At 38.8% G+C, this 14,990-nt stretch carries 14 protein-coding genes; 4 read left to right on the forward strand and 10 right to left on the reverse strand.

Features of this window, described 5'->3' with window-relative positions; genetic code table 11:
• The first annotated feature begins 46 nt into the window (after positions 1–46).
• On the forward strand, positions 47–562 hold the full coding sequence (locus CHB71_RS15700; protein WP_089357886.1) for a hypothetical protein: 516 nt from the start codon (positions 47–49) through the stop codon (positions 560–562).
• On the opposite strand, the gene CHB71_RS15705 is transcribed toward CHB71_RS15700, so the two are convergent.
• Positions 563–2,974, reverse strand: a complete 2,412-nt coding sequence (locus CHB71_RS15705; RefSeq protein WP_179213441.1) for an ABC transporter permease — start codon at positions 2,972–2,974, stop codon at positions 563–565.
• 124 nt (positions 2,975–3,098) lie between these two features.
• Here CHB71_RS15705 and CHB71_RS15710 point away from each other — a divergent pair, with 124 nt between their 5' ends.
• On the forward strand, positions 3,099–5,537 hold the full coding sequence (locus CHB71_RS15710; protein WP_089357888.1) for an ABC transporter permease: 2,439 nt from the start codon (positions 3,099–3,101) through the stop codon (positions 5,535–5,537).
• Here CHB71_RS15710 and CHB71_RS15715 read toward each other — a convergent pair whose 3' ends face one another.
• The 4 genes from CHB71_RS15715 to CHB71_RS15730 form a co-directional block, all read right to left on the reverse strand.
• Entirely contained in the window at positions 5,538–6,323 is a 786-nt protein-coding gene (locus tag CHB71_RS15715) for a M48 family metallopeptidase (RefSeq protein ID WP_089357889.1), read from the reverse strand.
• Positions 6,320–6,805, reverse strand: coding sequence for a DUF4870 domain-containing protein (locus tag CHB71_RS15720; RefSeq protein WP_089357890.1), 486 nt, complete (start codon positions 6,803–6,805; stop codon positions 6,320–6,322). Before CHB71_RS15720 ends, CHB71_RS15715 begins: the two co-directional genes overlap by 4 nt.
• A complete protein-coding gene (locus CHB71_RS15725) occupies positions 6,802–7,386 on the reverse strand; it encodes a DUF4389 domain-containing protein (RefSeq protein WP_089357891.1) in 585 nt (194 codons plus the stop codon). The genes CHB71_RS15720 and CHB71_RS15725 overlap by 4 nt, the downstream gene beginning before the upstream one ends.
• 266 nt (positions 7,387–7,652) lie before the next feature.
• Positions 7,653–8,318 (reverse strand): VOC family protein, encoded by a 666-nt coding sequence (locus tag CHB71_RS15730; RefSeq protein ID WP_089357892.1) that lies wholly within the window; start codon positions 8,316–8,318, stop codon positions 7,653–7,655.
• Between the two features lie 168 nt (positions 8,319–8,486).
• Between CHB71_RS15730 and CHB71_RS15735 the strand changes: the two genes are divergently transcribed.
• Positions 8,487–9,173 carry a hypothetical protein gene (locus CHB71_RS15735; RefSeq protein WP_089357893.1) on the forward strand — a complete coding sequence of 229 codons (687 nt, stop codon included), beginning with the start codon at positions 8,487–8,489 and terminating at the stop codon, positions 9,171–9,173.
• On the forward strand, positions 9,163–9,864 hold the full coding sequence (locus CHB71_RS15740) for a hypothetical protein (RefSeq protein ID WP_089357894.1): 702 nt from the start codon (positions 9,163–9,165) through the stop codon (positions 9,862–9,864). Before CHB71_RS15735 ends, CHB71_RS15740 begins: the two co-directional genes overlap by 11 nt.
• A 47-nt stretch (positions 9,865–9,911) precedes the next feature.
• Here CHB71_RS15740 and CHB71_RS15745 read toward each other — a convergent pair whose 3' ends face one another.
• From CHB71_RS15745 to CHB71_RS15765, 5 genes are all read right to left on the reverse strand, one after another.
• Positions 9,912–12,074: a S9 family peptidase gene (locus tag CHB71_RS15745; protein ID WP_089357895.1), complete on the reverse strand. Its 2,163-nt coding sequence runs from the start codon at positions 12,072–12,074 to the stop codon at positions 9,912–9,914.
• Between the two features lie 124 nt (positions 12,075–12,198).
• Positions 12,199–13,086 carry a 3-hydroxybutyryl-CoA dehydrogenase gene (locus CHB71_RS15755; protein ID WP_089357897.1) on the reverse strand — a complete coding sequence of 296 codons (888 nt, stop codon included), beginning with the start codon at positions 13,084–13,086 and terminating at the stop codon, positions 12,199–12,201.
• A 125-nt stretch (positions 13,087–13,211) separates the two neighbouring features.
• Positions 13,212–14,276, reverse strand: coding sequence for a class II fructose-bisphosphate aldolase (gene fbaA / locus CHB71_RS15760; protein WP_089357898.1), 1,065 nt, complete (start codon positions 14,274–14,276; stop codon positions 13,212–13,214).
• Positions 14,277–14,352: 76 nt separating this feature from the next.
• Entirely contained in the window at positions 14,353–14,499 is a 147-nt protein-coding gene (locus CHB71_RS18875) for a hypothetical protein (protein WP_179213442.1), read from the reverse strand.
• Between the two features lie 151 nt (positions 14,500–14,650).
• Positions 14,651–14,989 (reverse strand): DUF6249 domain-containing protein, encoded by a 339-nt coding sequence (locus CHB71_RS15765; protein ID WP_089357899.1) that lies wholly within the window; start codon positions 14,987–14,989, stop codon positions 14,651–14,653.
• Between the last annotated feature and the right edge of the window lies 1 nt (position 14,990).

Consider the following 14,990-nt stretch of genomic DNA (forward strand, 5'->3'; position numbering starts at 1 on the left):
TGCTAAAATTCATTTGTTGTAGTTTTATCATACATAAGTATAGAATATGAAAAATAGGCTATTACCACTGCTACTATTCTGTTTATTGACTTTTGAGGGCTCTTCTCAAATTTGTAAGTATGTAGTAAATGAACAGGATCCACTAACAGATGACATTATACGGACAGTCAGAACCCGTCTGACAGGGCCTACGCCTTACTACTACTTTTCTTATATCAGAAATGGAGATGACTATAAGTTTAATGTGGAGGTGGGAGATTACGGGGAGCTGGATAATACCATTCCACAGGATAGCGAATTGATCATGAGAGCAGGAAATGGAGAGGTTATCCGGATGAAAGCTATTGAAAGTGCTAACCCTGAAATCATTGATGATTTCGGAAGTAAAATAACAAGGTACGAAATCACCTATCAGATGACCGAAGAAAACATGCGCGATATTGCAGATTCGGGAATTGTTTTTATTCGAATTCAGGATATGAAAAATACATTCAGCGATCAGGAAATTCCTGAAGCCGTGATCCAAATTTCAAAAGAAAACGGGGAGTGTATTTTTAAGTGATCACTCCGCCCGTAATGTTTCCGTGGGATTTTTATTGGCATTTACCCAAACCTGCGAAATGATAGTCGCAGCAGCGATGCTGAGAATTATTGCAACGGTCGGGATTATAATAGTTGCATCTATTGGCGCATGAAAGGCTATCTCATTGACCCATAAGCTGTTGACCCATAGAGCAAATGGGATCGCAATAATAGAACTCATAATGATAATGACAATAAAGCCCCTGGCCATTGAAAATGTCAATGATTTGAAAGATGCACCCAAAACTTTGCGAATGCCTATTTCTTTTATCTTGGTTTTTAGCTCAAAGCTGACCATCCCCAAGAACCCTAATCCGGTAATGGAAAGAGCAATTAATGCGATGTACGTTAGGATGTCTCCAAAATCATAATAGAATTGGTAAAACTCATCCAACTGCTCATCTAAAAATCCTCCTTCAAACTCTCTTGTGGGGTCGAAAGCAATCCACGCATTCTCAAAACGCTTGGCTTCATTGACCATGTCATCACTTTTGACTTTAAGGTAAGCATATTCATATCGCTCCGGCTGAATTCTTAATCCCATTGGCCGAATGGATTTCATCAGGGGCTCCCAATGGTAATCCTTGACAACTCCTGTAATTGTAAGTCCAAGCGTATCTAATAGAAGCGTTTCTCCAATAGCCTGACTGGCTGATTCAAATCCATAGGTCTTTATTGCGGTCTCATTAATAATTAAGAACTTTTCATTTTGATCACTGGCTTTTGGGAAGTTATTCCCAGCTACAAGTTCCAATTCCATTATGTCTACATAATTAGGGTCAACGGAAAAATGATAAAGCGTTATTGGTTCTTGATCTTCTTTCCATTTTGCCCGGTTTCCATGAGATCTTCCAACCGCAGGGTGATGTGATGTGAATGACACTTGCTCCACCCCAGCCAACTTACTATAATGTGACTTTATCAATTCTGGGTCATGATCATGTGTGTTTACATAAAACACCTCCGATTCATTAAATCCATAGCTTGCATTTACCAAAAAATTGGCCTGTTTATGCAAAATTAAAATGGTTACAAGCATTAGAATTGAAAGGCAAAACTGAATGCTTATTAGCGTTCTTTTACCTGTGAAAAGTGAGACAAATGATTTTCGCTTAGTGAATGATTTGGAAAGGGATCCTTTAAGTGAATTAACTGCTTTAATTCTAGATAAGAATAAGGCTGGTCCTATGCCTGTAAAAAGTCCCAAAATAATCGTGAAAAGTATGAAATAACCATATGTACCAATAGAATCCTGGAGTGTGATTCCAACCTGGTTAAATATCCAGATTTCATTAAATACATTGATGAGATACCGATAAATGAAGACAGATATGACGAGTGAAATAAGAGCCGTAAGTATAGATTCTGTTAAAAACTGAAAGATGATCTGTTTTCTGCTAGCACCGTTTACCTTTCTAATTCCAATCTCCTTTGCTCTGCTTAGCGATTTGGCAATTGACAAATTGGTGTAGTTGATTGAAGCGGTAATCAGGACAATAAGACCTAGGAGTCCAAAAAAGGCTAAAATAAACCAGGGGAGAGCAAAAGAAATTTCATTGGACATTATTCGTCCGGGAACAATTTCATTTAGGGCCTGAAGCCGAAAAACACGATTGGGTCTATCCTCCGGAATTTCAAGGTTTGCCTGTGCAATTTCATTTATGATTTGTTCTGTTTTTGCTCTATCAGAAGTGGTGTTTAATACCAGGTAATTGTAATTGTCCCATACGTTTTCCCACTCATCATAGCGATCGCTTATAAGATCTTTCTCTGCCAATATAGGTAGGGTAGACATTGAAGCGAGTGCCTCAAACTCAAGGTGTGTATGCTCATTTACTGGTGATACAATACCAGTTATTTTATAGCTTCCATGGTCCTCAAATTCAATAGTTTGACCAAAAGCCGACTCATCAGGGAACAGTTTATCTGCCAGCTCACGGCTCAGTACCACACTAAATGGATCACTTAATGCCTTGTTAGGATCACCTTCATCCAGTTTAAAACCAAAAACTTCAAAAAAATCATGATCGGCATATAGTGATTGCGTATTAAGAATTTTGTGTGGGGATCGTATTTCTCCCCTGAAATCACTATTTAGATTCGTGCCTGTTTTTACGAAAGAGTAATCATCAATCAGATGCTTTTTGAAAAGCAATGAGGATGTTGCATAACCCTCATCGAACATCCCTTCCTGACCTTCAGTGTAAGTTGTGATTCTATAGGTGGTATCGCCATGTGGGTGGAACTTATCGTATTGAAAGTGATCATAAACCAGCAGAATTAAGACAAGGCAAATGGACATACTCAGTGAAAGTCCAAATATGTTTAAGCCGGTAAATAACTTATGCTTCCATAGATTTCGAATCGCAATTGTTAGGTAGTTCTTTATCATCCTTTTTGAGTTTTCTGATATTAATATGACATAAGACATACCTAGGATGTTGCTAAGTCGAGATAGTTGTACGAAACCCGAATGCATTTTTAGAGTATAATGGATCAGACTATAATTCTTCCCCATGTTTAAAAACCTGATAGTTTCGGCGCTAAGAAGCTTAAGAAAGAAACCTGCTTTTTCAGCCATTAATATTTTGGGACTCGCCCTTGGCATGGCTACCTGCTTAACTATTTTACTCTACGTTAATCATGAAATCTCCTTCGATGAATTCCAGAAGGATAATGTTTACAGGATAGCATTGAACCGTGTGTATCCTGAAAGAGAGGTTGATTACACTTTTATCCCACATTCCATCGGACCACAGTTGGTGAAGGATTTTCCTGAAGTACAAAGTCAGGCGCGTTTCTTTAAACCGAACAATGTGGCAACCTTTCAATACGAAGATAAGACACTCACGGAAGAGCATTTCGTCATAGGGGACTCTACTATATTCTCAATTATGTCCATTGAATTCATTGAAGGTGATCCTAAAACTGCACTGGTAGAGGATAATTCAATTGTCCTATCGGAAAGCACAGCGAAGAAGTTTTTTGGAGACCAATCGGCCATTGGAAAAATACTTGGGACACCAGGTGGAAATAGTGTGGAAGTAACAGCGATAGTTGCTGATTATCCGAATAAATCTCACTTTGAATTTGGAGCCATCATTCCACTCCATTCCATTCCGTTTTTCAGACAAAGTAACTGGGCGGGATTTTCTACCCTGACTTACATAGAACTGGTAGATGGTGCTGACCCGGATGATTTTGAAGAAAAGATACCAGCATTTATTAAGCAATATGCGGAAGGGGAAATACAACAACGAAATGGAATATCCTACGACGAATATATTGCTGCAGGAAACGGCTACAACTATTATTTACAGCCGATTAAAGATATTTATCTGATAAGCCATATTTCCGGAGAGCTTAAACCAAACGGGAACATTACTTATGTTTATATATTCTCAATTGCTGCAGCTTTCATCTTACTAATCGCCTGCATCAATTTCATGAATCTGGCCACAGCGAGATCGGTGGAACGAGCGAAGGAGGTAGGAATACGTAAGGTTATGGGCTCTCATAAAAAACAGCTGGTTGCTCAGTTTTTGTCTGAATCGACTTTCGTTGCTGTCATTAGCGCAGTAATTGCACTGTTGATCACGTATCTTTCTGAAGGGAACTTTGCACAGCTTGCAGGAAAGAATCTTTCATTACTCGAATTTTTAACCACTCCAAATATTATAATCCTCATTGTTTCTGTGCTGATTATCGGGATTTTAGCTGGCTTGTATCCTGCCTTCTTTATTTCTTCTTACTCACCAATAGGTATTATGAGAGGAAATCTAAAGACTTCCAAAAAAGGGGTTGGACTTAGAAATGCTCTAGTGGTTTTGCAGTTCACTATATCTATTGCTTTAATCTCGGCTACTCTTTTAATCTATAATCAGATGGATTATTTATTGAAGAAACCACTAGGTTTTGAAAAGGAACAGTTAGTGGTGATTGAAAATGGTTTCAGCATCAATAACGATCCGAATAACCCGAACTGGGAGCGCTTTGAGACCTTCAAGAATGAGATTGCTAGCTTACCAAATATTGCAGGAGCCGGCTATACATCTGCGCTTCCGGGAGATATCCTCCAGGGTTTTATTGTCCGTGTGCCCGGATATGGCGAGAAAGAGAGTTTGGTAACCAGAATGATTTCTGCAGATGATGATTTTTTGACCAATATGAATATGGAGATATTGGAAGGTCGAAATTTTTCTAAAAATTATAATGACTCTTTATCAGTGATTATTAACCTGACTACAAAAGATAAATTAGGATTTACTGATCCGATCGGGAAGAAGATTATTCATGTGGACGATTCTTCACAGGTATCTTATACGGTTGTTGGCGTTGTTGATGACTTCCACTTCGAATCACTTCATACGGAGGTGGAACCTATGATAATTACAAAAATGGGATCAGCACAAAGTTTTGTAAACAAGTATGCAATCAAAATCGATGGTGATAATATTCAACAAGCACTTGCAAGTATGGAAGAAGTATGGGGTCGTTTTGTTCCTAATGCACCGTTTAGGTACTATTTTCTGGATGAAAGTCTTGAGCAATTTTATCAGTCTGAGCAAACATCAGGTAAATTATTTACAGCCTTCACCTCATTAGCTATCATAGTCGCTTGTATTGGCTTGCTAGGTTTGTCTGCTTTCATTATCAATCAAAAAAGAAAAGAAATAGGAGTGAGGAAAGTGTTGGGTGGGAGCGTTTTTTCGATCGTTTTTTTGCTGTCTAAAGACATACTCAAATTGATTCTTATTGCCACATTGATCGCCATTCCTGCTGCCTATTTTTGGGCAGATAGCTGGCTTCAAAACTTCGCTTATTCCACAGGAGTAAGCTGGCTGGTTTTTGTATTTGCAGGAGTGGGAGCGCTTCTCATAGCTTTGATTACGGTCAGTTTCCAATCCACCAAAGCGGCTATGGCTAATCCTGTAGACTCGTTAAAGGATGAATGATTACAAGATTTCTTCAATTAACTTCTTCCACTCTATCTCAAATTCTCTTTCTTCAAAAGCCTTTGGAAGAGGGTGGGAGAGTGCACCCTCTATTCTGTTTTTTGAATTGGGATGTGAAGCAATGATTTCCATGTTGTCTGGATAGCTTTTTTCTTCGGCTTTGAGTTTTGTAAAAAAGTGGGCGAGTCGAGCAGGATTTATTTGAGATTTGATCATCAAATTATAAGCAAATTCATCTGCTTCTCTTTCTTGTTTTCTGTCAAATCCGGTAGAAATAAGAATCTTGCTGATTTCCGAAACCATGACTGCATCTCCTCCTGTCATTACTGCTAAAAGTACGCTAAGTCCTAATTCCTTCATCAATCGATCCACCAGATCGCCATTTTCATGATGCCCAATTTCATGAGCCAAGATGCCTGCAAGTTGCTCAGGGTTATCAACAAACTTCAACAAGCCAGAGAATACATAGATATGTCCGTCAATAGTAGCAAAAGCATTAATTTCTCCACTGCTGTCAATGAGATGAAACCTGTATTCGTATTTTTTTGGATTTAAAGAATCAAGTAACCTGGATGTGATAGGAGAGAGTAGCATATTAGTTATTGAATCATCATAAAATTCATACTGATTCTTTATGTCGTCCAATATCAGTTCGGCTAAATCTTCCTCACGCTCACTGCTAAGGTTAAAGTCAGAATCTGGAAGACTCAAGGGTCTCCAGGTGAATGCCAGCCAGATTAGCCCAAAAACCAATACTAAAATGAGAAGCTCACGCCATATTTTCATCGAGGGGGCAAATTTTGAATTTCACTCATATCTTCATCTTTCTTCTTAAAAACAGCTTCATAGGATAGTCTTCCAAAAAAGAGAAAATAATACATTCTTCCTTTTTTGGCTTTCACAGCTCCTACAATGCTAAATACGAAATAAGCCAGATTAAAGATTATAGCCATGATTATATATCCTTTGAATGAATCTGAAAGCTCCCAGTCAAAGAAATAGATTCTGATTCCCCAGAACACCCCAATTGCATTGATGATAGTTGTTGGGAGCTGGCTAATCAGTGATTGAAGTGAGTGAAAATGCACAAACAGACCCTTCGATCTGTTTGTGAAGTAATAAACTATAGCAGCGATAAGGTTAATGATCGGCAAAGGGAGGCCTATGGCCACCGATGCAAACATCATAAGGTAAGACCCCATGGCATCATCTTTTTCTCTATCGCTTAATTCGTTTGGTTGTGGAATGGAGTGATATTCGCTACTCATGGTTTGCCTGAAAATGGAGGGTAATCATCTGTCATATTTGACATGTAAACATTTACTCTTGTGGCCCATCTTAATGTTCCTACGTTGAACTCATGCCAGCTTTGAGGGTAATTACCAGTGAAAAGCACTACCCACCATGCTAGAAATTGCAATACTAAAGTTGCAATTGTTCGGAAAATTAAAACAAATCCGTGTGGTAGAATCACATATATTCCTCCTAAAAAGAATCTCAGAAGTAGAATTCCTCTGCTCAATCGTTCAGGGTATGGAATTTCTAGTGTTGTTAAGTCGTCAGTTCCTCCAATTCCAAAGGAAGGATACCCATCACTTAAGTTGTATAACCGTGCATTGACACGCAAATTCCAGCGATAAAGACCTTCCTGAAATTCAAAAAAACTTTGCGGGTATTTTCCTGTAAACAGGATTATCCAAAAGGAAATAAACGAAAGAATCATACCCCACAACGAAACAAAAAATAGTAAGAAAATGTGTGGAATTGCTATGTAAATTGTGCCAAAGATGGTACGAAGCAAAAGCTCTCCTCGGGAGTATCGCTCCTGATACTTGATTTCTAAATTCATCGGTAATAAGGTTAGGTTTGTATTTGTAAGATAATAATGCCGGCTGAATTAAGAAATCCCAATTTGATTTCAATAAAAAAAGCCCCGAACGTTATCGGGGCTTCCTTCTATCTACTCTAAATATAACTTAACCTAATCGTATTATGAGGTGTGATTTGTACCAATTTATCTGGCGAATAGAATCACGCGATAGAATGACGCAAAGTTCCTCAAAAATTATACCAAATAGGAATGATTAAGGGAGAATATTTTAGAGAATACAACAATTAATATATTTTGATCCCTGCATTTTCAAAAATCATTTGAAACGAACGGTTTTGATTTACAAATTCAGCCTCAAAAGGAAAAGGGTAAGCTTTGTCATCATTCGGAATCCAATCTTTTTGATTATAGTCTATAGTGATAAAAAGACCAGTTTCTTCGCCTATTGCACAAAACCGCTGGTAATCGCCACTAAATTTTGCAAGTCCGCATTCACGATTTAGAAATTCATAGGTAGATCGTACATCACTTACTGGCAATCCAATTTCGCTGATGTGCATAAAAGATCCTGAATCAAATTTTGAATCAGAAGGTATATTCAGATTCTTTCGAGCAATGAATTCTACAATATTTCCTGAGGGGTCATAAAAGTATAGCGCTTCAGCATTCCAGTTTTTGAAGTCTACGATTTCTTCTCCATGGAAAGGAAGGACTTTTGTTTTGGCGCTGATCCATTGATGAGCTTCTTTGATTTGGTACGAAGGAATATTAATCGCGAAGTGGTAATAGCAGTTTTCTGAGGACTTTTTAAATATCAGGGCAGTATTTCCAATTCTTACTTCGAATTGCTCAGCTCCTGACGCTATTATGTCTGTTCCCAAAAGACCAGAATAGAAGTCTTTTTGCTCTTGAATATGTGAAGTGTAGAGTTGAAGAGTTTTAAAAAGCATTAGCTCATCATTCTAAACAAAGTTTGAGTTCGAACCTGAATTTTGTCTGATTTAAAGTTAAATCAAACCCTTAAATGTGGTATACCTTATAATGGTCTTGAATAACGTCTTATGATGTATTAAAAGTTACTATTTTGCGCGCTATTTCAAACTATAAATTAACTTACTATGATCAGAAAACTAGTATTGCTAATGCTTGTCTCTCCTTTTTTTGCAATTGGACAGGAAAGTATTGAAAGTGAAATAAAACCCATAGGAGGCGAAAAGACACTTGAAGTTCAATTGACTCCATTTGGGGATACACCTGTAGGAATTAATGGAATAAGAGTTAGATGGTTTAAGTCCGAATCCAAGGTAACACGACTAAATCTCTTTTTAGGTCTTGATTCTGATACCGATATTATTCAGCAGGAAGATACAGGACAGGAAGAGTTGAAAGCAAGAACATCCGAATTGGTAATTAGTTTACGTCCTGGTTTTGAAAATCATATTCAAGTTTCTGAGCGAATGTCTCCATATTTTGGACTCGAACTAGACTTAACCTATCAGACTTCTTCGCAAAAAGTAGAAGAGCAGAATGGAAGTGATGTTAACTATACAAAGCTGATCAATGGAGCACAATCAGGATTTGTACGATTAGGGGCCAATGCTATTGCCGGAATGGATTATTATGTTGCTAAAAAACTATACCTCGGTACTGAGTTTGGGTTCGGATTTAGTTACACTGGTTATCTTCCTTCAAAGATCAAAAGTGATATTGCCGGATTTAATGAGCCAGAGCCTGAAAAGCAAGGAAGTGCATTAGATGTGGGTCCTAATATTGTTGCTCAAATAAGGCTGGGCTATGCGTTTTAGACTACTGTTTATATCGATCCTTGTTGGAGTATTCATTTCTTGTGATGACGAAAAAGGAGCCCATTCAATTACAAATCCAAGATCGGAAATTGAAGAAATATTAGAGCTGGCCAGTAAAATTCAATTTGTTGGAGAGCTGCCTGATGGCTTAAAGATTGATTTTTCTGTTTCAGCATTTTCGAATACTCCATCCACAAATTATTCTTCGGCAGGTTCAACAAATTATGTTGAAAATAATGGTGGGTTGATTTTCCCTGCCAATCAACTATTATTATCTGAAGGAAAATTGGATTTGGAAATTGAAACTGGTGAAAATTTGTCAGTTAATTTTCAATACGTATTTGTCACTAATTTTAGGGAGCTACAGCGGCTTTATCCGGACTTAAACACTCCAGATCAATTTTTGGATCATAGAATAGCATATGGAATAGGAAGCGATCAGTACGATGTAGGTGATTTATTTAACGGAGGAGTTTTTGGAGTAACTGATTATGTGTTTATGGTCTCACCACCAGGTAGTCAAGTTGGATTTGGGAGGTATTATGCGGCTGGTTACGAGGGAATTGATTTAGATGCACAACAATCAACCTTTACGCACAAAAGGCATGAGAGTGAGGGACGAATTATGATCTACTTAAATAGCGGACAGTTTATCGATATTGGAGATTTCTTATTATTACTAACCGAATAAAATATCCCCGAGGTTGCCTCGGGGATTCTTTTTTTTAGAAGATTATGCTACTCCTCAATTCCTTCCAAATCCAACAAGAAGGCATACTGAAGGGCAGTTGTCTTGTACCGTTTGAAGCGACCTGAAGCGCCACCGTGACCTGCTTCCATGTCTGTATCCAGGATCAATGTATTGTTATCCGTTTTCATATCTCGCAGTTTGGCTACCCACTTTGCTGGCTCCCAATATTGAACTTGAGAATCAAATAACCCGGTTGTAACAAGCATATTAGGATACTCTTGCGCAGAAACATTGTCATAAGGAGAGTAAGACATCATGTACTCGTAAGATTCGAGTTCTTTTGGATTACCCCACTCATCAAACTCATTGGTGGTCAAAGGGATCGTTTCGTCCCACATGGTAGAAACCACATCAACGAAAGGAACAGCCGCAAGAACTCCTTTGTATAGTTCGGGAGCGAGGTTAACCACGGCACCCATCAAAAGACCTCCGGCACTACCGCCCTGAGCATATAAATGCTCTGAAGAAGTATAGTTCTCCTCGATTAAGAATTTTGAGCAATCAATGAAGTCGTTGAACGTGTTCATTTTCTTGAACATCTTACCGTCCTCATACCACTGACGTCCCATCAACTGGCCACCTCTGATATGAGCAATCGCAAAAGCAAACCCACGATCCAGTAAGCTTAATCTAACCGAGCTAAAGCTTGCATCGATAGTTGCTCCATAAGAACCATATCCATATTGGAGCAGAGGTCCATTCCCGTCTTTTTCAAAGCCTTTTTTGTAAACAATAGAGATTGGTACTTTTTCGCCATCTCGTGCTGTAGCCCAAACACGCTCGGTTATATAATCTTCCGGGTTATGACCGCCTACGACCTCTTGCTGCTTCATCAGAGTCTTCTCTTTAGTCTCCATGTTGTAGTCAAATGTGGAGTTTGGAGTGGTCATGGATGTATATCCAAATCGCAAGACATTGGTATTAAACTCTGCATTGGTGGAGATGTAAGCATTATAAGCAGGCTCTCCAAAATCTAAGTAGTGCTCATCTCCTGACTTTTGATTGATGATGCGAAGGTTGGTCAGGCCATTCTCTCGTTCATCAACTACCATGTATTCGTTGAAAAGCTCAACACCCTCCAAGAGCACATTGTCTCTGTGAGGAATCACTTCTTTCCAGTTAGATTCATTCGTGTCGTTAACAGATGTTTCCATCAACTTGAAGTTGGTCGCATCCCGATTGGTAACTATGTACCATTTGTCTTCAAAGTGAGCAATACTGTATTCATGCGCTTTTTCATCACGAGGGATAAACTGCTGAAAATCCCCAGTAGGATTGTTCGCATCGAGTACATGATAATCACTGATCAGCGTACTACTGTTATAAATGATCACAAAATCATCTGATTTTGATTTATAAACACCGATGTAATAAGATGGGTCTTTCTCATGATAAACCATCACATCTACTTCAGGCTCGGTACCAAGTTTGTGTCTGTAAATCTTTTCAGAAAGTAATGAAACCTTATTTTTAGCCGTGTAGAAAAAAGTTTTATTGTCATTAGCCCATGCGCCACCACCAGTCGTGTTTATGATCTGATCATCAAGCATCTCACCGGTCTCCAGATTTTTGAAACGGATGGTGTATATCCTTCTGCTTAACGTATCTTCTGCAAACGCCAATATCTTGTTGTCAGGACTGACATTTAAACCTCCTGCTGCGTAATAATCATAGCCTTCAGCCAGCTTGTTTACATCGATGAGTATTTCTTCTTCAGCGTCCAGTGAACCATTCTTTCTGCAATAGATGGGATATTCTCCACCTTCTTCATATCGGGTATAGTACCAATATCCGTTGGACAGATAAGGAACAGACTCATCTGTCTGCTTAATTCTACCTACAATTTCATCGTATAGCTTTTGTTGCAGATCCTCTGTGTGAGACATTACCGTTTTGGTATAGTCGTTTTCTTCATTGAGGTATGCCAATACTTCTTTAGTATGAGCATCAGGTGTTTCCGCTCGTTTCTGCTCATCACTTAGACGCATCCAGAAATAAGGATCCACACGCGTTTGTCCGTGCTCTTTCAATAAGGTGTCAGCCTTTGCAGCAATGGGTGCATCAGGTCTCATAGGTTTTTCTTCTGTTTTTTTATTCGTACAGGACATTGCCAATACAGCCAGGATGGTGAGATATTTGATCGTTTTCATTGTAAGTGATTTAGGCTGGCAATTTCCTAATTCAAATGAAAATTTCCTAATTGCATTATATAACCGGTATAATGAAAAAAAGCAGTCTCAAATGAGACTGCTCATCTTTAATGTGTTTTTGATTTTAATTAAACATCCCACTTACTACAAGTTCTTTTGAACCCGGGGTGTATTTGTAAAAGCCTTCACCTGTTTTTGCGCCTAGATACCCAGCAGTCACCATATTCACCAGTAGAGGACATGGGGCATATTTTGGATTACCAAAGCCTTCATAAAGTACATTCATGATAGAAAGGCATACATCCAACCCAATAAAGTCTGCCAACTGAAGAGGACCCATAGGGTGAGCCATTCCAAGCTTCATTACTGTATCTATTTCCTCAACTCCAGCAACTCCTTCATGCAAGGTAATGATGGCTTCATTGATCATCGGCATCAAGATTCTGTTAGCCACAAAACCAGGATAATCATTCACCTCTACAGGAACCTTCTTTAGGTTCTTGCTCATCTCCATAATAGTGGAAGTGGTTTCATCTGATGTTGCATACCCCCTGATCACCTCTATCAATTTCATGACTGGTACCGGATTCATAAAGTGCATCCCAATTACTTTGTCAGGTCGCTTGGTAGCGGCAGCAATTTTGGTGATAGAGATTGAAGACGTATTCGTTGAAAGGATAGCATCTTCTGGTGAATGAGCGTCCATCTTTTCGAAAATCTTCTTCTTGATTTCGAAATTTTCTGTTGCCGCCTCTACAACCAGGTCTGCATTTTTAACCCCTTCTTCCGTAGATGTGAATGTAGAAATATTCTTCAATGCAGCTTCCTTGTCAGCTTCAGAAATTTTCTCCTTCTGAACCATTCGATCCAAATTCTTCGTGATTGTCGCGATGGCTTCTTCTAACGCTGATTCATTGATGTCAATGAGAGAAACATTATACCCACTCTGAGCAAAAACATGAGCAATGCCATTGCCCATGGTACCACTACCTATAACTGATATATTTTTCATTAATGCTTTGTTGATTATTTAAAAACGTCATTCTGAACTTGTTTCAGAATCCATGACTCTTAAGGAAAAAAAGACCCTGAACTCAGTCCGGCAGGCGGAAGTTCAGGGATTTCTTCTATTGATCTTTAAGCGTTTTTGCCTACACAATTCAAATCTTCAAATGCGATTTTTAGTCTTTCCACAAAAGACTTTTCAGCTTCTCTGATCCAAACTCTAGGATCGTAGTTCTTTTTGTTTGGTTTATCATCACCATCCGGATTGCCTATCTGAGCTTGCAAGTATCCTTCTTTAGCCTGGTAGTAATTTTTCACACCATCCCAGTATGCCCATTGAAGGTCAGTATCTATGTTCATTTTGATGGCACCATAACCAATTGCTTCTCTGATTTCTTCTCTTGAAGATCCTGAACCACCGTGGAAAACAAAGTTTACCGGATTTTTGTCTGTACTGTGTTTCTCCTCAATGTGATCTTGAGAGTTTTTGAGGATGATTGGTGTAAGCTTCACATTTCCAGGCTTGTATACACCGTGAACATTTCCGAAAGCAGCTGCAATGGTGAAGTTATCACTCACTTCTTTTAGCTTTTCGTATGCATAAGCCACTTCTTCCGGTTGAGTATACAGCATGGAATTATCAATACCAGTATTATCTACCCCATCTTCTTCACCGCCAGTAACTCCAAGCTCTATTTCAAGCGTCATCCCCATCTTGCTCATTCGCTTAAAATATTCAACACAGGTACCAATATTCTCCTCAATTGGTTCTTCAGAAAGATCTAGCATATGAGAAGAATAGAGGGGTTTTCCAGTTTGCTCGAAATGTTTTTCACCAGCGTCCAGCAATCCGTCAATCCACGGAAGCAATTTTCTTGCAGCATGATCGGTATGTAAGATTACGGATACACCATATGCTTCAGCCATTTGATGTACATGATGAGCACCAGCTATTCCTCCAGCTATTGCTGCTGCCTGACCATCGTTAGAAAGCCCTTTACCTGCCATAAACGCTGCTCCACCGTTTGAAAATTGGATCATTACCGGAGAATTAATATCTCTGGCAGCTTCCAACACAGCATTTACGGTACTTGAACTAGTTACATTAACTGCCGGTAGTGCAAAGTTATTTTCATTGGCATAGTTGAGAAGGTCGGTAACCTCCTGTCCGGTAAGTACACCAGGTCTGAATTTCATTGTATTGAGTTTGAAGTTTAATAACAGATTTTAAGCTGCAAATATAACTTCTACTCGATGGAATGAAAACGCTTGATCACGCTTCGTGGTAGGCTTGTTGAATAGTGCTTGTGTCTATTTTAGGATCGGAATCAATTAATTGTGATTCCTTATCCCATTTGTAAGCTGCTACGGCGAATAGGGTGACCAGGTACAGAAGTTTGATTAGGATTTTCCACTTCATAGGACCTCTTAGACACAGCTTCGTCAATAATGGTTTAAAACGTTTGCGAAAAACGATGATAAGTAGATGAAATGATTGTTTTGTTAGATGAAATAAAATGGCGCAAGCTCTTGAATTTGAGTTTATTGACCTTTGAGTTGCGCCATTGTCTTTATTCGTTTTTGTCCATTTCCTTCTTCATTATCCCGTAATATATTAAGAAGCCAACTGCAATGCTGACCGCTTCAATTCCGTAAGGCATAGCCTCATCGCCATCAAGCCCCATGGAATCAATTACAATTAGCCCCAAACCACCAAACAAAACAATCAACCCCCATTTTAACGCACTTTGCTTGTTGTCTTGCTTTTTAAACAAGTTCGCAGTTTGGGTATTGACCATGTCTTTATCAATTAATTTTTTCTTCAGTGAATAATTGGTTAGAATCGTCACAAAAAGGATAGTTGATCCAAATACGGATATAATAGCTACTATGGGTATTAAATCTTGCATA

It is taken from the genome of Ekhidna lutea (assembly GCF_900188325.1).
Classification (GTDB): domain Bacteria; phylum Bacteroidota; class Bacteroidia; order Cytophagales; family Cyclobacteriaceae; genus Ekhidna; species Ekhidna lutea.